Origin of the sequence: uncultured Alistipes sp. (assembly GCF_963931675.1) — a bacterium.
Lineage (GTDB): Bacteria > Bacteroidota > Bacteroidia > Bacteroidales > Rikenellaceae > Alistipes.
The window spans coordinates 1,321,002-1,340,023 of sequence record NZ_OZ007039.1; the positions used below are offsets into that span (position 1 = coordinate 1,321,002).

At 55.3% G+C, this 19,022-nt stretch carries 11 protein-coding genes and 1 pseudogene; 6 read left to right on the forward strand and 6 right to left on the reverse strand.

The window, feature by feature from the left end; genetic code table 11:
* Window positions 1–132 precede the first annotated feature (132 nt).
* From ABGT65_RS05720 to ABGT65_RS05745, 6 genes are all read left to right on the forward strand, one after another.
* Window positions 133–1,344 carry a glycoside hydrolase family 99-like domain-containing protein gene (locus ABGT65_RS05720; RefSeq protein WP_346700457.1) on the forward strand — a complete coding sequence of 404 codons (1,212 nt, stop codon included), beginning with the start codon at window positions 133–135 and terminating at the stop codon, window positions 1,342–1,344.
* A gap of 31 nt (window positions 1,345–1,375) precedes the next feature.
* A complete protein-coding gene (locus ABGT65_RS05725; protein WP_346700458.1) occupies window positions 1,376–4,555 on the forward strand; it encodes a TonB-dependent receptor in 3,180 nt (1,059 codons plus the stop codon).
* Window positions 4,556–4,567: 12 nt separating this feature from the next.
* Window positions 4,568–6,496, forward strand: coding sequence for a RagB/SusD family nutrient uptake outer membrane protein (locus ABGT65_RS05730; RefSeq protein WP_346700460.1), 1,929 nt, complete (start codon window positions 4,568–4,570; stop codon window positions 6,494–6,496).
* A 52-nt stretch (window positions 6,497–6,548) separates the two neighbouring features.
* Window positions 6,549–7,703, forward strand: coding sequence for a DUF5000 domain-containing lipoprotein (locus ABGT65_RS05735; protein ID WP_346700462.1), 1,155 nt, complete (start codon window positions 6,549–6,551; stop codon window positions 7,701–7,703).
* A gap of 18 nt (window positions 7,704–7,721) precedes the next feature.
* Complete coding sequence (locus ABGT65_RS05740; RefSeq protein WP_346700464.1) at window positions 7,722–8,951, forward strand: DUF4998 domain-containing protein; 1,230 nt, start codon at window positions 7,722–7,724, stop codon at window positions 8,949–8,951.
* Between the two features lie 172 nt (window positions 8,952–9,123).
* On the forward strand, window positions 9,124–9,429 hold the full coding sequence (locus tag ABGT65_RS05745; RefSeq protein WP_346700466.1) for a DUF3467 domain-containing protein: 306 nt from the start codon (window positions 9,124–9,126) through the stop codon (window positions 9,427–9,429).
* 56 nt (window positions 9,430–9,485) lie between these two features.
* On the opposite strand, the gene ABGT65_RS05750 is transcribed toward ABGT65_RS05745, so the two are convergent.
* From ABGT65_RS05750 to ABGT65_RS05775, 6 genes and pseudogenes are all read right to left on the reverse strand, one after another.
* Window positions 9,486–10,538: an endonuclease/exonuclease/phosphatase family protein gene (locus ABGT65_RS05750; RefSeq protein ID WP_346700468.1), complete on the reverse strand. Its 1,053-nt coding sequence runs from the start codon at window positions 10,536–10,538 to the stop codon at window positions 9,486–9,488.
* Window positions 10,539–10,590: 52 nt separating this feature from the next.
* Window positions 10,591–10,719, reverse strand: a pseudogene (locus tag ABGT65_RS05755) (galactokinase); the annotation flags it as partial.
* 110 nt (window positions 10,720–10,829) lie between these two features.
* A complete protein-coding gene (locus tag ABGT65_RS05760; RefSeq protein ID WP_346700470.1) occupies window positions 10,830–12,782 on the reverse strand; it encodes a sialate O-acetylesterase in 1,953 nt (650 codons plus the stop codon).
* A gap of 3 nt (window positions 12,783–12,785) precedes the next feature.
* Window positions 12,786–15,182, reverse strand: a complete 2,397-nt coding sequence (locus ABGT65_RS05765) for an alpha-L-rhamnosidase C-terminal domain-containing protein (RefSeq protein WP_346700472.1) — start codon at window positions 15,180–15,182, stop codon at window positions 12,786–12,788.
* A 13-nt stretch (window positions 15,183–15,195) separates the two neighbouring features.
* Window positions 15,196–17,202, reverse strand: a complete 2,007-nt coding sequence (locus tag ABGT65_RS05770; RefSeq protein ID WP_346700474.1) for a glycoside hydrolase family 97 protein — start codon at window positions 17,200–17,202, stop codon at window positions 15,196–15,198.
* Window positions 17,199–19,022, reverse strand: coding sequence for a sugar-binding domain-containing protein (locus ABGT65_RS05775; RefSeq protein ID WP_346700476.1), 1,824 nt, complete (start codon window positions 19,020–19,022; stop codon window positions 17,199–17,201). Before ABGT65_RS05775 ends, ABGT65_RS05770 begins: the two co-directional genes overlap by 4 nt.

Consider the following 19,022-nt stretch of genomic DNA (forward strand, 5'->3'; position numbering starts at 1 on the left):
GCGAGAAATTAACCTCTTAATAGTATGATTATGAAGACACCTATCCGATCATTTGTTTTCAGGCTGCTGGTATTTGGCCTTGTGTTGTGTGGGGGTGCTCCCGGGATTTATGCATCGTCCCCGACATCCCGGATGTCGTTGCCGGAGGATCTGCTGACGATTGTCGGGGATTCGGCCTTGTTGCGGAAACCGGAGAATCTGACGGTTGCCTGCTACACGTTTCCAAACTACCATCCTTCGGCTTTCCACAATAAACTTTACGCGCCGGGTTGGACGGAATACAACCTCACGCGGAGTGCGCGTCCGTGGTACGAAGGACATGCCCAACCCCGTACACCTCTTCTCGGAGAACTGGACGAGAGCCTTCCGTCGACATGGGAGACCTATAACGAACTTTGCAAGGATAGCGGTATCGACGTTCTGATCTGGGACTGGTACTGGTATGACGGGAAACCGTGTTTGCATGAAGCGTTGGAGAACGGTTTTTTGGAGTCGCGGAATTGCGGGGATGTGAAGTTTGCCTGCATGTGGACGAACCACCCGTGGTATATCCTGTATCCGACCAAGCTGACGAACGGATACAACGCCTATCCGCCCAGTTACGATTCTCCGGATTTTTCGTATGAGGAGGCATTCCGGAGCCTCTCTTATATTATTTCGCGTTATTGCCATTTGGAGAACTACTGGCGGATCGACGATAAACCGGTTATTTGCATCTGGGACCCGAACCGCCTGGAGCAGCGTCTCGGCCTGGAAAATGCGAAGCGGTTGTTCCGGGAACTCGAAGCTTTTGCCCGTTCGTTGGGTCACAAGGGGCTTCATTATCACTCGTCGGGATTCTACACACCGAATTCCCGGGAGATGGGTTACAGTACGGCGGGTTCGTACAACCCTCTGACGTGGGTTGCCGACTACTATCAGCCTCAGGATGTAGAGTTGCCCGATTACGGGGATGTGGTTGCGGATGTCGTGACCAAGCTCTGGCCGGAACATTACAACAGGTTTGAGATTCCGTATTTGCCGTCACTCTCTCCGGGCTGGGATTCGACACCGCGTTATATCGCTCCGGACGGCAAACGTCCGACGACTCCGGAGCGACGCAAATGGCCTGCGTGCGTGATTTTGGAGAATGAGAATCCGGGGGCTTTCAAGGCGTTGGTTCAGGCGTCGTTCGCCTATCTCAACCAGCATCCGGATGTTCCGCCGATCATTACGATCGCCTGCTTCAACGAGTGGAGTGAGGGACACTATCTGCTGCCCGACAACCGCTTCGGGTATGGGATGCTCGATGCCTTGGGCGAGGCTTTGGGCAAGGAGAATTTGCATCAGAAACGCGGGAAATAAATCCGTATGAACCGACCTAAAACCAAGAGTTATGTCCGGATTTCAAATTCGAAGGGTAATATTTTATTGCGGCATTCTGTGGGTGAGCCTTTTGGTGGGTTTGTCGGCAGTTTCTGCCGCAGACAATGATTTCTATGCGTCTCCGGTATCCGTGGTGACGGGTAAGGTGACCGATGCCGAAGGGCGCCCACTTACCGGAGCCGTCATTCAATTGAAGGACAAGCAGGGCGGAGTGATTGCCGATGCGGAGGGTTCGTTCCGTATTGAGGCGAGCCCGGAAGACACGCTGATTTTTTCGTTTCTCGGGATGGAGAATGTTTCGATCGTGGTCGGCGCGCAGAGTGTGATCAACGTGGTGATGCAGGAGAAGCCTTCGAGTCTGGAGGAGGTGACGGTTGTAGCCTTTTCCCGGCAGAAGAAGGAGAGCGTCGTGGGTTCGATTACGACGATTAAGCCGGGGGACCTGAAGGTTCCGAGCAGCAATCTGACGACCTCGTTTGCGGGGCGGATGTCTGGAATGATTGCATACCAGCGCAGCGGTGAGCCCGGGAGGGACAATACGGAGTTTTTCATCCGCGGCGTTACGACGTTCGGTTACAAGAAGGATCCGCTCATTCTGGTAGACGGGATGGAGATCGGTTCGGATGATCTGGCGCGTCTTCAGACGGACGACATCGAGAGTTTTTCGATCATGAAGGATGCCATTGCAACTTCGCTTTATGGTGCACGAGGTGCGAACGGCGTTATTCTGGTAACGACGAAGGAGGGGCGGGAAGGTCAAGCTCGGGTATCGGTCCGCGTAGAGAATTCATGGTCGATGCCGACCCAGATGGTGGAGCTTGCCGATCCGATTACATACATGCGGTTGAACAACGAGGCGGTATTGACCCGCAATCCGATCGGAATACTTCCGTATCCGGAATCCAAGATCGTTGCCACGCAATCTCCGGATCGGAATCCGTATGTTTATCCGGCGGTGGACTGGCTGCAGGAGATGTTCAAGGAGTCGGCGATGAATCAGCGCGTCAACTTCAACATCAGCGGAGGAGGGAAAGTCGCACGCTACTATCTGGCGGCGACCTTTAACCAGGATAACGGTCTGATGCGGAATGAAGGCATGAACAACTTCAATACGAATATCAACTTGAAGCAGTACAACGTGCGTACGAACTTCAACGTGAACGTAACGAAGACAACGGAGGTTGCTTTCAAGTTCCAGGGTAATTTCGATGATTACCGGGGGCCGATTGATGCGGGTAATATTCTGTTCGACTATGCGCTCCATGCTTCGCCGGTGGACTATCCGAAGGTCTACGCTCCGGATGAGGGCCATCGGAATTCGAGCCATCCGCTGTTCGGTAATCTGGAGGGTGCCAATCACATCAATCCCTATGCTTTGATGTCGCGCGGATACAAGGACTACAGCCGGACGCTGGTGTTGGCGCAGGTGGATCTTTCGCAGGATCTGAAATTCATAACTCCGGGCCTGAAGGCCCGTGCCCTGCTGAGCACGACACGCTATTCCTATTTTGATTCGGCGCGGGGTTACAAACCGTTCTACTACCAGATCGGCTATTACAACCCGGAGTTGGATGTTTACAACCTGACGGACCTGAATGCCGATACGGGAAGTGAATACCTGGATTACAGCGGAAGCAAGGATATCAACTCGAAGGTCTACCTTGAAGCGGCGGTCGATTACGCCCGGACGTTCGGCAAACATGCGGTTACGGGACTCCTGGTCTATCAGAATACGCAGCAGGTGATCGGCAATCCGGCTTCGGTTCTCGAATCACTGCCTTATCGGAATCAGGGCTTGTCGGGCCGTTTTACCTATATGTACGACAACCGGTACGGCGTTGAACTGAACTTTGGTTATAATGGTTCGGAACGTTTTGCAAAGCATGAGCGTTACGGATTTTTTCCGGCCGCGGGTGTTACGTGGAACATCTCCAACGAATCGTTCTGGGAGAATTTGCGCCATGTGGTCGACAAACTCAAGTTCAAGGTTACGTATGGCTTGGTCGGCAACGATGCCATTTCGGACAGCCGTTTTTTTTACATGTCGGATGTGAACATGAACGACACGAGCAAGAGCGTATGGTACGGGACAAATTTTGCGGTGAGCCGTCCGGGCATTACGGTTCTGCGCTATTCGAACAACGACATCACGTGGGAGATTGCGCGTAAGTTGAATATCGGAACGGAGATTCGCCTGTTCGACAAGGTGGAGCTTCAGGTGGATTACTTTACCGAGGATCGTTCGAACATTCTGATGGACCGGACCAATCTTCCGAGTTCGATGGGCCTGGAGGCGACAGTCAAGGCGAATGTCGGGCGTGCGGCCTCCCGGGGAGTGGATGCCTCGCTTGATTACCAGCACTCCTTCTCGAAGGATTTGTGGATTACGGCCCGGGCGAACTTCACCTATGCGACGAGCGAATTTTTGGTTGCCGACGAGCCGGACTATGCGGCTGCGGGGCTGCCGTGGCGGTCGCGGATCGGCTACAGCCTGAGTCAGTCGTGGGGATATATTGCCGAACGTCTGTTTATCGACGAGGCGGACATTGCGAACTCTCCGACGCAGACTTTCGGGCCCTATATGCCGGGAGACATCAAGTACAAGGACATCAACAACGACGGGAAGATCGACGAATCGGACCTGGTTCCGATCGGTTATCCGACGGAACCGGAGACGGTCTATGGTTTTGGAGCCTCGATCGGCTATAAGGGTTTTGACTTTTCGTTCTTCTTCCAGGGCCTGGGGCGCGAGACCTTTTTCATCGATGCGGAGCAGGTTGCGCCGTTCGGGAATCCGCCGGTCGAGACGTCGGGCGTGGGAAGTTACACGCGGAAGACGGCGTTGTTCGATGCATTTGCGAAGAGCCATTGGTCGGAGAGCAATCCGGATATTTATGCGACGTGGCCGCGATTGTCGACGGATTCGTACGACAACAGCAACAATTACCAGCAGAGTACGTGGTGGATGCGCAATGGTTCGTTCCTGCGTCTCAAGTCGGTTGAGATCGGTTATACACTGCCGCGTCATCTGACGAACAAGATCCGGATCGAGGCGCTTCGAATTTATCTCAGCGGTACGAATCTGTTGACGTTCAGTAAATTCAAGATGTGGGATCCGGAGATGGGCGGATGGGGCATCGGCTATCCGCTGCAGAAAGTCTATAATATCGGACTTCAGGTTAACTTTTAATCAGGAGCAATCATGAAAAGGAAATTATATCTATTTCTGTTGGGTTTGGGCCTGTTGTCGGTTCCGTCATGCAATTATCTGGACGTGATGCCGGATAACATCGCCACCATCGAGATTGTTTTCAACAACCGGTCTACGGCCCTCAACTACCTGAGTACGTTGTACTGGTATATTCCGGAGACCGGCAAAATCGGCTCGGATCCGGGTATGGATGTGGGTGACGAGATCTGGTATTACAGCGACAAGTCCACGGATTTTCAGAATACCACGACCTTCTGGCTTGCAATGGGGCGGCAGAATACGGGTAATCCGCTTCTTGATTTCTGGAATGGAACGAATTACGGAAAGCCGCTCTTCAAGGGCCTTCGTAACTGCAATATTTTTCTGGAGAATATTGATAATGTGCGGGACATGACGGTTCAGGAGAAGAACCAGTGGAAAGCGGAGGCGAAAGTGATCAAGTCGTATCTTCATTTCTATCTGATGCGTCTGTACGGTCCGATTCCGATCATGAAGGACAACATCCCCATTACAGCTGACGAGTCGGAGGTGATGGTAACGCGGGACGGGATCGATGAGATCGTTGACTACTGCGTGGCGTTGATCGATGAATGTTACGAGGATCTTCCGTTGCGGATTACGAATCCTTCGGCCGATATGGGACGGCTGACGCGCCCTGCGGCTCTTGCCATCAAGGCGAAGATTCTGGCCTATGCCGCGAGTCCGTTCTATAACGGGAATGTGGAGTACGCGGACTTTACGGACGAGGACGGAGTGCCGTATTTCAACCAGACCGAGGATATCGGGAAGTGGCAGAAAGCCGCCGATGCCTGTTTTGCGGCGATTGAATGTGCCGAAGAGGCGGGGCATGAACTTTACGAATTTTTGAACACCACGTCGTTTGACCTGAGCGACCAGACCATTCTGGAGTTAACGAACCGTTGTAAGGTTACTGAACGCTGGACTCAGGAGTTGATTTTTGCGATCGGCGGCAATGGTATCAAGGATCTGCAGATCTACAGCCAGCCGTGGCTTGAGTCGAACTATTCGACCGACGACCGTTATTACCATGCGAAGAACGGTACGGTTGCTCCGACGTTGGCTGTTGCGGAAACTTTTTATACGAAGAACGGAGTTCCCATCGACGAGGACAAGGATTGGGCCTATGCGGAGCGTTACGAGACGCGGCAGGCGACCGAGGCGGAGAAGTTCTACATCAAGCCGGGCTATACGACGGCGAAGCTCCATTTCGACAGGGAGCCGCGTTTCTACGCGACGCTGGGGTTCGACGGATCGAGTTGGTACGGGATCGGGAAGATGGATGACAACGACATGTGGTACCTCCAGGCGAAGGCGAAGCAGACTTCGGGCAAGAAGAGCAACCGGAACTACTCCATTACGGGTTATTTTGCCAAGAAGCTTGTCAGCTACCAGAATTCGATGGTTCCGGCCAGCATCCAGATCGAGACCTATGCGTTTCCGATCATCCGTCTTGCTGATCTTTACCTGCTGTATGCGGAGTGTCTTAACGAGGCGAACCGAAATGCGGGGGCTCCGCCTGCGGACTGCTATACCTATATCGACAAGGTCCGTCGTCGGGCCGGTTTCCCGGATGGGGTTCGGAAGGACTGGGCGGACCATTCGAATAATCCCACGAAACCGGACAGTTACGAAGGTTTCCGGGACATCGTCCGTCAGGAGCGGATGATCGAACTGGCTTTGGAGGGTCAGCGTTTCTGGGATCTACGGCGCTGGAATCTTGCCGTGGAGTACCTCAACAAACCGATGCGGAGCTGGGATATCGAGCAGGAGAAGACGGAGGACTACTATAAGCTTCGCACGTATTATATTCGGGATTTCTTGAAACGGGACAATTTGTGGCCGTTGAAGACGAACGATCTTATCGTGAATCCCAACTTGAAACAAAATCCAGGATGGTAATCAGACTATGAAAACAATCAGCACATATACGGTTGTCTTGACCGGCATTTTGATGGCACTTGGCACTGCGGGGTGTAAGGAGGAAAACCACCTGCATCCGTGGGGCGAGGGGACGCTTGTCGGCGATTTGGGACAGGTTGTTGTCACGCAGACCGAAGGTATTCCGGGCGGGGCCGTGATCCATTACGAATTGCCTGATAGCAAGGATTTGCTTTATGTCAAAGCGCTTTATACGGTGGGGCAGGACACACCGATGGAGGCCCGAGCTTCGCGTTACGACCATTCGGTGACGCTCGAAGGATTCGGAGATACAGCCCCCAGAGAGGTTTCGTTGTATTGTGTGGACAAGATGGAGCATGTCGGGCCGTGCGTGACCACACAGGTGACGCCGCTTACGCCGCCGATCCAGACTGTTTTCAACAGCCTGGATGCAGGGGCGACTTTCGGAGGTATCTACGTGGATTTCAAGAACGAGGACAAGGGCGATATTGCGATCCATGTCCAGACCGAGGATGAACAGCATTTTCTGTACGAACCGATGGTCCATTACACCAGTGCGGAGAGTGGCCGTTTCTTCGTACGGGGTTTCACCGCCGAACCCCGCACATTCGGGATCTATGTCACGGATCGCTGGGGGAACCGGAGCGAGACGTTCAGCGAGAGTTATGTACCCTTTGCCGAGACGCTTCTCGATAAATCGAAGTTTGCGGTTTACAAACTGCCCAACGATATCGACTGTGATGCCTGGGCCGGGAACTTGGCATATGCTTGGAATGACGACTTCACGCCGGAATTGTTCGTTCACAGTCCGGGAGGTGATACCTTCCCGATGTGGTTTACGTTCGACATGGGACAAGTTGCCAAGTTGAGCCGTTATAAGTTTTATCACTTGTTCCGGGAGGATTATGCGTTCCAACGGGGCAATTTGAAGACTTGGGAAGTGTGGGGACGGTCCGATACGCCGCCGTCGGACGGTAGCTGGGATGGTTGGATCAAACTCATGGATTGCTCGTCCCACAAACCTTCGGGCCTGCCCGTTGGTGAAATCACGGGTGAAGACTGGGAGTACCTCAAGGCTGGTGAGGATTTCGAATTTCCGCCCGAGGCTCCGGCCGTGAGATACATCCGTTTCAAGGTTCTGGAGACCTGGGGCGGCGATGATTTCATCCATTTCACGGAGTTCACGTTCTGGGGCAACCCGGAGTAATCCATTAAAACAAAAGATATGAAAAATAGAATCATATTGGTGGTTGTTCTCTCCTTGCTGTTGTGTGGAGGCTGTACGGACATGTTCCACTCCATACAGGGGTATCTGGATGAGGGCGAGCGGCACTATGCGTCGAAGATTGACTCATTGAAGGCGCTGCCGGGGAATGAACGGGTTTTGATCAAGGGGTTGCTGATGTACGGTTACGATACGCGGGAGTGCCTGATTCGTTGGACGCCGGGGGATGGCGAGGCCCTGATTCCGATCGAGCGCACGGAGCCGGTCCAGACTTTTGAATACAGCGTTTCGGATCTTACCGACGGTTACTATACGTTTGAGGTCACGACGTTCGATGGGGACGGAAATCCGTCGCTCGTGCAGACGGTCAATGCACGCTCCTATGGATCGATCTATGCGGAGAGCCTGCGGGCCCGGGGTGTCGAGAGTTCGAAGCAGGAGGATGAACAGGTTGTGATAACTCTGACGGGCGTCCTGCAGGACTCCTATAAGAGCGTGCTGGTGTATCCGGATAAGTCGGGAGCGATGCAACGCCTGGAGGTCGCCGTCACGGATCTGAGCGTGACGCTGGACGACTGGAAGTCGGAAGGTACCTATTGGTTGGAGACCTATTACCTGCCGGCGGAGAATGCCGTCGATACGTTCATGGTCGAGTCGGAGCATTACCGGTTCCCGAAGTATGAAAACATCGCAATGGTGCCGAAGTCCGGCTTTGTGCCGCTTGTTCTGGACAACGATTTGCCGTTGAATCAGTTCGGCGGCAGTCTTTCGAATGCGTTCGACGGACAGATCAACAACGATAATTATGCGCACAGCTGGGGTGGTTGGACCTCGGGTCCTGCGTGGTTCACGTTCGACATGGGCAAGCTTGCCATTCTGCACTCTTTCCGGCTGAACGGCATAGCCCGTTCGGACCGAGCCTTCACTTCGGGCTATATGAAGCAGTGGGAAATTTGGGGCCGTGCCGATGCTCCGTCTCAGGACGGGAGCTGGGACGGCTGGACCAAACTGCTGGACTGCGCATCAGTCAAGCCTTCGGGACTCCCGGACGGGGAGTATACGGACGAGGACCTTGCGAAAGCGGCGGAGGGCGAGACATTCCTCTTCCCGGAAGGGCTTTCCGAGGTCCGTTATATCCGGATCAAGGTCAATGAGGTGTGGAGCGAGTCGGCCGGTCGTTTCCTGACCTTTACGGAATTGACTTTCTGGGAATCCTTGCCTCAGGAGTGATTGTTTTTTTACTGTTTCTGCGGCTCTTCGGATCGGATTTGGACCGGTTCGGAGGGCCGCAGGGCTTTTTGGGAGCGGGTATTGTTGATAAAATATCGAAAACTTTGGCTTCAGACTTGCATATCGGAGCGTCAAAGCGGTTAATTTTGCAAAAAACAATTTACCGAAGGAGATGGCAGAGATGAAACAATTCGGCATCGATCTGGAGTTGGACGATGCGGTGGCCCAGGGTCACTACTCGAATCTGGCGATCATATCGCACTCGACCTCGGAATTCATCATCGATTTTGCGACGGTGCTTCCGGGGGTGCAGAAGGCGCGGGTCAAGAGTCGCATCATCCTGACGCCGGAACATGCCAAACGGTTGTTGCGTTCGCTGCAGGACAACATCGTCCGTTACGAGAGCAACGTGGGCAAGATCGAGATTCCGACCCCGACCCCGATTCCGGATACGGGTCCCAAGATGGGCCAGGCCTGACGCAAAGGGGGCTGTCTAAAACTTGTTAGACAGCCCCCTTTAGCATATGAAAAATCCTAATTTTTCCGAACCGATTTGAATGTCACCAAAACGCCCTTGTGATCCGTGGGCCATACACCGAGCGGTTCGATGAACGTATCGTTGCCGGCGTCCTGCACCCGTTCGTTTCGCACGATCGATGACGACGGTCCTACGAGCACTGCATCTTTTGGAGCAAACGCTCCGTCTGACATGTAATAGACGAAATCAATACGCTCCCGCTCATCTGCTTCGGGAGCCCATGTCAAGTCTTTGATCTCTTTTTCCGGATTATCGGACGGATAGGTAAAGCCCGGGTACATCGTCGGATCGGGATGAATAACTCTGTATGCATCGCGAAACCCGGCCTCGTAGAGCTGCATGGAGCAATCCCAGGGTACGACACATCCGTTGTGATCCCATTTCTCGCGTGTTGCCTCATTCCAATCCAAATGCGACGGTTCATTGAAATCCCCGGCCAGCAGAATCAGATCGGCCTGCTCGCAGGAAACCTCTTCAAGAAACACAGCGATAGCCTCGTCGCGCGTAGATTCCCGATTCATCTTCAGCACGGTAGCAGGTTCGGTTTCCGAATCCGAAAGTCGCTGCCATGTAATGCCGTCATAGCCTCGCGGCAGATAACAGGCATAATGCGTATAATCCAGATGGGCCGGATAAAGCAGTACGTCATATCCTTCGACATCGATGCGCACTTTCATGTCGACGCCCCCCATGACCGTGGATAATCCCGTTGTAATCTCCTCGATCGGATATTTCGACAACACACAGACATCGGTTCCCTGAATCCCGTCACAGCGTCCCGAGGCGCCATGCCACGTCTGCCCGCGCCGTTTCAGCGCTTCAACCAACCGTTCGGAAGTCACGCCGTCACGGTTGTTGACTTCGCACAGGGCGACGATATGCACATCGAGACGTGCGATTTCGTCGACCAAGGCCTCGAAAGCTCCCGGGACAACCGTGGCATCACACCAAATATTGAGTTGAAGAATCCGTAATTCACGGATTTTTCCGTCATTGCATCCCAGACAGGAAAGGACAACCAATAGGAAAACAATTATATTGCGATACATATTTTATGCTTGCTTTCGTAATTACAGTATCCGGAAAATCAAGGATATTTCTTTATAGCCGGCGCGAACCGTCGGAGATCACCACGTCGTAAACTTTGGGCTTGTGGCCGTACTTGGCGTTGAACTTCTCTTTGGCCGCAGCGATGGAGTTGTCGCAAAGGTCGGTCTTCACCTTGTTGATGCGATCCGGAGAAGTGAAGAGGATAGCTCTGGAGCCGTAAAGCCCTCCGAACTTCTTGCGGACTTGTATTTTCATAATCGAGTTGTTTAAAATTTTATCGCATTTCAACATTACTTCGTAATTCCGGGCCACTCGTCGGTCCGGAACGGCGAGGCCAGCAGCCCCGATCCATCCGTCAGGTCGTCATCATAAGGGTTGTTCGCCCAGCCGTAACGGACGGCTACCGGTTCCGATACCTCGTCGCTGAAAACCACAACCGTTTTTTCGTCTCTGACATATGCCTTGGCCCATACGAATTTCCGGTCGGCACCGGAAATCGTAAAGCCATGCAGATAACCGTAACGATTGCCGTCAACCGGTCTCAGGGCGTCCGTGGCGTCGAACGTCAGCACGATACGATTGCCGTCACGTTTCATCGATCTGTAAATCGGTCCTCCTGCCGCGATGTCGGTACGGCCATAGGCTACGTTCAGTGCCGCGCGGCTCAGACGATAGCCCACGTCACGCTTGTTGCGCGGATGAATGTCATTCGCCTCTCCTATATCGGTGATGACGGCCTGTCCCGTCGCCGGCAACGCGAGCGTCCTATTCTGCGCTTCGCGCAACTCGGCCCACGCGCTTTCGCACGGCTGCGGCTCCACAGCCATGAAGTTGGCCAGTTGCACCCAGAAGAAGGGGAAGTCGTATCCCCAAAGCGCACGCCAGTCGCGGATCATCGCGGGGAATAACTCCCGGTAGCTGCGGGCCCGGTCAGCGTTGTTCTCGCCCTGATACCAAATGGCACCCTTGATACCGTATCCTGCGAGCGGTGCGATCATGCCGTTGTAAAGCAGCGAAGCGAAACTGTTGGGATTGCTATACGTTCCGCGGCCGACAAGACCGTACATCGTCGTTGTGACCGAAGGCCTGTATTCCCATTCCCCGGCAAGGTCGTACCGTTTACCGTCAACCTCCAAATACAACTCTTTCGCATCGCCCCAAATGCCACCTTCGCCGCCCGTATCCTCGACGCGGATTACAATGAGATTCTCGCCTTCGTGCAACGTCGCCGCAGGGATTTCATAGTGTCTCGGGCTATTATAACTTGCATGTGTTTCGCCGATCTTGTAACCGTTCATGTAGGAAACATCGCTGTCGTCGACTGCCGGAAGATGCAGCACACCCGCCTTTCCGGCCGCCGAGGCCGGCAGCATCACGCTCTTCCGAAACCAGATATGGCCGTCGACATGGCCCAATGCGTTTTCCCAAATCTGAGGCAGTTCCATCTTCTGCCACTCTTTCAACCGGGTTTTGCTCGTCGGGGCATACCACCGTTCTCGATCCCCGCGGTCATTCTTCAAGGCGGCCTGATAGGCACGATAATTTTTCATTCCCGCGCCGATCGCCTCGAGGGGCGAACGGGCGTCCGCGTATTGTGCATAATCCTTCGTCGTGCGCATTATGTCCCAGCTCGTCCATGTTTCGATGTCGGTTCCACCCCATGAACTGTCGATCAGCCCCACCGGAACACCCGTTTCGGCATGGATGAACTTGCCGAAATAGTATCCCACGGCCGAGAATACGCGCGAGGTTTCAGGCTTACATTCCACCCATTGTCCGGAATCGATATCCTCTTGCTCCTCGAAAGCGATTTTGTCGCCGACAGAAAGCAGCCGGATATTCGGGTTGGCCGACGATGCGATTTCAGTTTCGCAGCCAGTCGTTGGATCGAGCCGCCACTCCATATTCGACTGTCCGCTGCAAAGCCATACGTCACCCACCACGACGTTCGTGAAACGCACGGTGTCCGTGCGACCCGCAACGGTCATTTCACGCGGGGTGGCGTCGGCCTCCATAGCCGGGAGCACTGCCTCCCAGCGCCCCGTGCGGTCGGCCTTCGCCGAGGCTTCAGCCCCAGCGAAACGCACTGTGACCAGTTCGTTTTTTGAAGCATGCCCCCATACGCGGATCGGCCGTTCGCGCTGCAACACCATGTTGTCGCTGAAAAATTTCGGCATCTGTACCTCGGCTTGTGCCGATATGGAAATGGCCAATGCCGTTGTTAATACTAAAAGTCGTTTCATTGTCTATTCGATTTTCAGAATCTGTTTGCCTGCTCGCAGAGCAAAGGTTCTGCCCTGCCATACAAATTCGCCCGTCATGCCTATGGGCAGGGCGATTTTCGCCGTAAGACGGCCTTTGCTGTCAGTGCGGCAATCGACAGCAATCTCGCCTGCAGGATGCGGTACTGCGCCCGACACATGCTTCAGCCCGCCGAGTGACGGCGCAATACGTACCTGTCGGAATCCCGGAGCGGCGCTTTCGATTCCCAGTATCATGCGGAAAAGTTCCACATTAAGGCTTGCGCTCCACGCATGGCAGTCCGAGCGTGTCGGATCGGGCGTTTCGGCCCAAGTGGTCAACCCGGCGGCGAGTTGGTCGTACCACGGCTGCAACTCCTCGAACAGACGGTCGCCCAATCCTGTCACGGCCATTGCCCGATGAACATAAAATTTGAAATAAAGCGTCGCCTGAATCAAATCCGGTTCGTCCACTACGCGCATCATCACGTTGCGGGCTTCGTCGTCCGTTACGATTCCGGCCAGTATCGCAAGGGAATTCACATGTTGCGAGAAGACCCTCCGTTCATGCGTATCTGCGAAAAGTCCCCGCCGCACATCCCAATATGCGTTGCGAAAAGCCTTTCTAAGCGCATTGCCAATCTCCTCGTACTTCGCGGCTATTGCTGTGTTGCCGAATGTTCGTTCCATCTGTGCGGCATAACCCAGTCCTAACAGATAGACCACATCCTGATAGGCTGAGGTGCCGTCTGCCGAGCGGCGCGGCTGTCCGAAATCGAACTCTTCGGGCCAGTCGATGAAGAACCAATAGGGCACGTCGTGCAACAGGCCGTCCGTGCCCCGATACCTCTCGAACCAGCCGAGCACCCGCCGGAAAGCCGGCAATAATGTCTGCAGATACGCCTCGTCACCCCGCATCATCCAGTAATCGTACGCCGTGCCGAGCCACCACACCGCAAAGGGCGGAATGACCTGCGGCAGGTCGGAAGGATAGCGGCTCTGCGGAATTCCCTCGGGCAACATCGACTGTCGGCACAGATCCAACAATTGTCGCACCATGCAGGTGTCGCGTGTGTTGTAGAGCGTGATGAGCGCCTGAATACGCGCATCGCCGAAATACTGCATCTGCTCATAATAGGGGCAGTCCATGTAGGTTTCGTTGGCGCACAGACGCGCCGTGCGCCAACCAACGTTGAGCATGCGTTCCAGTTCGGGCCGTTCCGGAGCCGAAAAACGGCTCACAAGACGAAATGGATACGCCGAAAAGACCCCGCTCACGTCATCCAGTGACAACGGTTCATCCTGCGTTTCGACAGTCAGCCGCACGTAGCGCCAAGTCCGCCACCATAGCGGCTCGAATGTCCGTCCGGGACCACCATCGGCGACGATACGGTCTTCGTAACCCAGAAACAGCTTGCCTGTGGGATCGTTGCGATCCCCCTTGTCATACCCCTCGGCACCCGTATAAAGCGCCTCGGCATATCCCGCTGCAATTACAGCGCCGTGTCCGCCGCTGAACGAAAGTCGCAGGTAGCCCGTCGTTTCCTCGCCTTGGTCGAGCAGAAGCACGGCGCGGGTGTGCGCCGGAACAACCAAGACGGCAGGCTTCGCCGGAAACCCCTTCGGAAGCTTCACGCCCTCGGCCAGGACGACTTGAGCGAAACGCATTGGAATCCGCTCCGACATCGGAACTGGCGATGGCACAAGCTGCCGTTCGCCCGAACGGGCTGCGCCTTTCGGCCTGCCAAGTGCACCGCACGAGGCAGTATGCCAGTTGCTGTCGTCGAAATCCGGCTCTGTCCAGCCCCACGGATAGCGCGCGGCGGTCAATATTTCACCCGGTCCCGCGACGTAATAACCGCGAAGTCCCGTGACGGCGAGTGGTGCATAGGCGTCGTTCTTGATACACCGCCACGAAGAATCGGTATCGACAATCCGTTCGCGCTCCGTCGCACCCTGCATCAGAAACCCCGTTTCGCCCAGCGTTATTTGTGCCGCAGGTTTCAAGTCGGCATAGTTCCATACTACGGCGGTCACCGCATTCCGCCCGGCATGCAGCCACGGCGCCAGATCCACCGTCTCGTAGTTCCAATGCGCCCCGTCGCATCGCGAGGGCCCCTGCGCCGCGAGCACGCCGTTTACATAAAGTTTATAGCGGTTGTCTGCCGAAACATGCACCGCAAAGTGCCGTGGACATTTTGCCAACTCGAATACCTTGCGAAAATGGTAGACGCCATAGGCATCCGGGGACGCACCGGGCACCGAGATCCACCGTGCGGACCATGGAGCCGCCATCAACTCCGGTGCGACCGACGACTGCCGATAGCCCGGCAGCACCGGTTGTCCGATCGTAATTTGCACGGCAAATACGAGTGCCATCTCCAGCAATAGAAAACGTTTCATCGGCTATTTGCTGTCAGCGTTTTTTCATTCCTCCTGTTTTCTCAGGCTTGAGTTTCATCGCGAACCCGCCTCCGGGCGCAAGATGCACCGTCAGGGATTTGGATGTGTCGATGCGAAACGTTTCGCGCTTGTAATCCGAGGCTTTGCGGTCGGCGTTCACACCGTCGCGAAACAGCATTGCCTCGCAGTCGCCCAGAAACGAAAGATCGACATCCACTTCACGTGCCGTCCAATCCGTAATACCACCGACGTACCATATATCTCCGCTGCGGCGCGCCGTGACGATGTATTCGCCCATCCGTCCGCCGAGGATGAGTGTTTCGTCCCATACGGTCGGGATCGAGGCGATGAAATCCGTACATTCCGGTTCGCGCATGTAATTCGTCGGCGAGTCGCACAGCATGTTCAGCGGCGAGTCAAGCACGACATAGAGCGCCAGCTGGCGGCAACGCGTACCCTGACTCATCGGCTCTGAATTGCATGGATAATAATTTTGCTTCGAAGCGTTGCGCATCGCGCCCTGCGTGTAGTCCATCGGCCCGGCAACCTGACGGATGAAAGGGATTTGCACATCGTATTTTACCTGATCGACAGTCGCAGGGCTCCACTTCATCTGCTCAAGTCCATGCACGCCCTCGAAATTCAATACATTGGGCCACGTACGGTTCAGCCCCGCGGGTTTGTGCGTGCCGTGCAGGTCGAGAATCAGCTTGTATTTGGCCGCCATCTCCGCCGCACGGTAGTTAAAGTCGGTCATCTGCTGGTCGTCGCGATCCATGAAATCGACTTTGAACCCTTTGACACCCATCTCCGAATAATGCTTGCAGACGGTTTCCATATCACGGGCGAAGGCCCAGTAGCCCGCCCAGAGGATAATCCCCACGCCTTTTGCTTTACCGTAGTCGACGATCTGCGGCAAATCGATCTCCGGTATCACCTGCATCAGATCAGCTTGGAGATTTACGGCCCACCCTTCGTCAAGAATCACATATTCGATTCCTTTCGATGCCGCGAAGTCGATATAGTATTTATAAGTTTCGGTATTGATTCCCGTACGGAAGTCCACACCCGAGATGTTCCACGCATTCCACCAGTCCCAAGCGACCTTGCCGGGTTTGATCCACGACGTGTCGGCGAGCTTCGAGGGGGCGGCCAACAAGAAACTCAGGTCGCTGGCGGCGATCTGGGTGTCCGTGCCGACGATCGCCACGCGCCATGGGAATGAACGGGCTTTATCGATTCGGGCAATGAATGGTTCGCGTTCTTCGACGATCATCTGCAGATTGTTGTAACCGCCCTGTTCCATGCGCTTGGGATAAGGCGCGAAGCGTGCAGTCAGATGCTGCCCGCCGTCGCCGTTCCAGAGATACATCCCCGGATAGTCGTTCAGATCGGTTTCCGTAAAACAGATGTTTACTCCGTCGGCTACATGCACGATTGCCGGAAGGAAAATCAGACGTCCGGCATCCAGCCTCGAGAGTGTCGTTTCTGTATAGGTATTTTCGAAGGAGTTGCGCCATTGCAGGTCGATGTTGCCGGCATGGTCGCGCACGTAGGGAACCGTCACGGCACAGTCGGCGGGGAAACGGTATTCCGCCTGTTCGTTCATAATCTCAAAAGGTTCTTTCGATGTCGTGGCGAAACGGTAGGCCACACCGTCGTCATAGACCCGAAACTCCACGGACCAACCACCTCTCATGCGTAGCGTCAGAGCGTTGTAACGGTCGCGGATCTTGCTCGCCCGGTAAAACGGTGCAGAAACAGTTTCATCGACAGTCGCACGCAGTGCCTTCTGGATGTGTGCCGCAGGCCCCCACTTACGGCCATCGGAGAGAATCAGCGAAATCGGCGAGGGCATCATCAATGTCTTCCCGTCACGAACGATATCGTAAGTCAGTGTTTCTCCTGCGGTGATGACTGTTGCCAAATGTCCGTTCGGTGAAGTCAGCGTATAGCTCTTCTGTGCCTGTACTGCAAAGGTACAGGCAAAAAGGAAGGGTAGAATCAGTAGTTTTTTCATCGTTTCTCTTCGTTCAGTGAGTTGCATATTTTTTCGTTGATCTTCCGGATACGCGCTTCGTCCACCTTCACCGCTTTACGGTCGTAGGTCATCAGGCCGTTGACCTCGATCTCCACGTCCGTGGTCTGCGTATAGACTGCTGCCGAGAAGCCCCTTCTGATCAGTTCGCCGAGTTTCGCGGCGTACTTCTCGTATTCGTCGGTCACCTCCTCCGGAGAGTTGAAGCTTACATAGCCCCAGTTGCGGTCGGGCTCCCAGAGGTGCTCCTTCATCACGAGGCCGATACCGCCGAACTCACCCAGCACCGTGGCGCGGTTCGCGTCGTAAAGATACAACGAAGGTTCGGGATAATTGTGCAGATCCAAAATGTCTCCCGTCAAATAATGATTGCCGCCGCTGGCCGGATTCACCAACCGCGTAGGATCGTAAGCCTTCGTCCACTCGGCGATCTCCACGGTCTTGAACTGTCCCCACGCCTCGTTGAACGGCACCCACACGCCGATCGAGGCGAACCCCCGCAGCGCGTCGATGATCTCGCGCCACTCCTTGCGGTAGCACGCCTCCGACGTGGCCGAGCGCTGTTTCTCCTCGCCCGTGAAGTAGGTCTTGTTCTGCCATTGGGGATTGAAACCCGCCTGATCGCCGATCGGCATGTCCTGCCAAACGATCATTCCCAGACGATCGCAGTGCCAGTACCAGCGCGCCGGTTCGACCTTGATATGCTTGCGGATCATGTTGAATCCCCACTCCTTCGTCTTCTCGATGTCGTAGGCCAGCGCCTCGTCCGTCGGAGCCGTATAGAGTCCATCGGGCCACCACCCCTGGTCCAGCGGACCGAACTGGAACAGCGGTTCGTCGTTCAGGCAGAGCCGCACGATGCCCTTCCCGTCCTTCGCCGTCGAGAATTTACGCATCGCCGCATAGCTCGTCACCCGATCGACGACCTTTCCGTCGCGTACGAGCCTAATATCCAGATCGTAGAGATGCGGCGACGAGGGACTCCACAACTTCGGCGAAGCCACGTACAGCTCCGCGTCGGCTCCGCACAGGGCCGTCGCCTCGGCGACTTTCCCCCCGTCGTCGAGCAACGTCACCTCCACCCGGTCCCCGGGCTGCGTCCCGCACGTAGCAGTCGCGATGCGGAACGTGCGGCGGTCCAGATCGGGAGTCGCAACGACGTTGCGGATGTATTGCTGCGGAACGGCTTCGAGCCACACCGTCTGCCAGATACCCGTCACGGGCGTATACCAGACCACCTCAGGACGCTTCACCTGCTTCCCACGCGGTTGGTAACCGTCGTCCGTCGGGTCCCAGACCCGCACGCGGAGCGTGTTGACGCCTTTTTGCAAAACAGATGTGATATCGAACTCAAAAGGCGTATAGCCGCCCTCGTGCCGGCCCAGATTCACGCCGTTCACCCACACGTCGGCACGCCAGTCTACGGCTCCGAAGTGCAGCAGTACCCGGTGCCCGCTCCATTTCGCAGGAACCGTGAACGTCCGTTCATACCACAGCTCCTGCTCCGCACCCACGCGGCGCCCTACGCCCGAGAGCGATGATTCGGCGGCGAACGGCACGAGGATTTCACCGTCCCACGTCCCCGGCAACTCCCCGGCAGGGCGTATGGCATAGTTCCACAGTCCGTTCAGATTCTGCCACTCCGCGCGGACCATCTGAGGCCGTGGGTATTCTGCAAGGACATTTTTGGTGTCGAGCGTTTCGCCCCAGGAGGTTTTGATTCGGTTTCCGGCAGGACGCCATTGGGCCGTGCACGGAAGAGTCAGCGCAAATGCTGCAAATAAGGTCAGTAGTCGTTGCAT

Excerpts from the sequence above, each read along its gene's own strand:
- ABGT65_RS05720 (WP_346700457.1), top strand. The coding sequence starts at position 133 with ATGTCGTTGCCGGAGGATCTGCTGACGATTGTCGGGGATTCGGCCTTG.
- ABGT65_RS05725 (WP_346700458.1), top strand. The coding sequence starts at position 1,376 with ATGTCCGGATTTCAAATTCGAAGGGTAATATTTTATTGCGGCATTCTG.
- ABGT65_RS05730 (WP_346700460.1), top strand. The coding sequence starts at position 4,568 with ATGAAAAGGAAATTATATCTATTTCTGTTGGGTTTGGGCCTGTTGTCG.
- ABGT65_RS05735 (WP_346700462.1), top strand. The coding sequence starts at position 6,549 with ATGGCACTTGGCACTGCGGGGTGTAAGGAGGAAAACCACCTGCATCCG.
- ABGT65_RS05740 (WP_346700464.1), top strand. The coding sequence starts at position 7,722 with ATGAAAAATAGAATCATATTGGTGGTTGTTCTCTCCTTGCTGTTGTGT.
- ABGT65_RS05745 (WP_346700466.1), top strand. The coding sequence starts at position 9,124 with ATGGCAGAGATGAAACAATTCGGCATCGATCTGGAGTTGGACGATGCG.
- ABGT65_RS05750 (WP_346700468.1), bottom strand. The coding sequence starts at position 10,538 with ATGTATCGCAATATAATTGTTTTCCTATTGGTTGTCCTTTCCTGTCTG.
- ABGT65_RS05760 (WP_346700470.1), bottom strand. The coding sequence starts at position 12,782 with ATGAAACGACTTTTAGTATTAACAACGGCATTGGCCATTTCCATATCG.
- ABGT65_RS05765 (WP_346700472.1), bottom strand. The coding sequence starts at position 15,182 with ATGAAACGTTTTCTATTGCTGGAGATGGCACTCGTATTTGCCGTGCAA.
- ABGT65_RS05770 (WP_346700474.1), bottom strand. The coding sequence starts at position 17,202 with ATGAAAAAACTACTGATTCTACCCTTCCTTTTTGCCTGTACCTTTGCA.
- ABGT65_RS05775 (WP_346700476.1), bottom strand. The coding sequence starts at position 19,022 with ATGCAACGACTACTGACCTTATTTGCAGCATTTGCGCTGACTCTTCCG.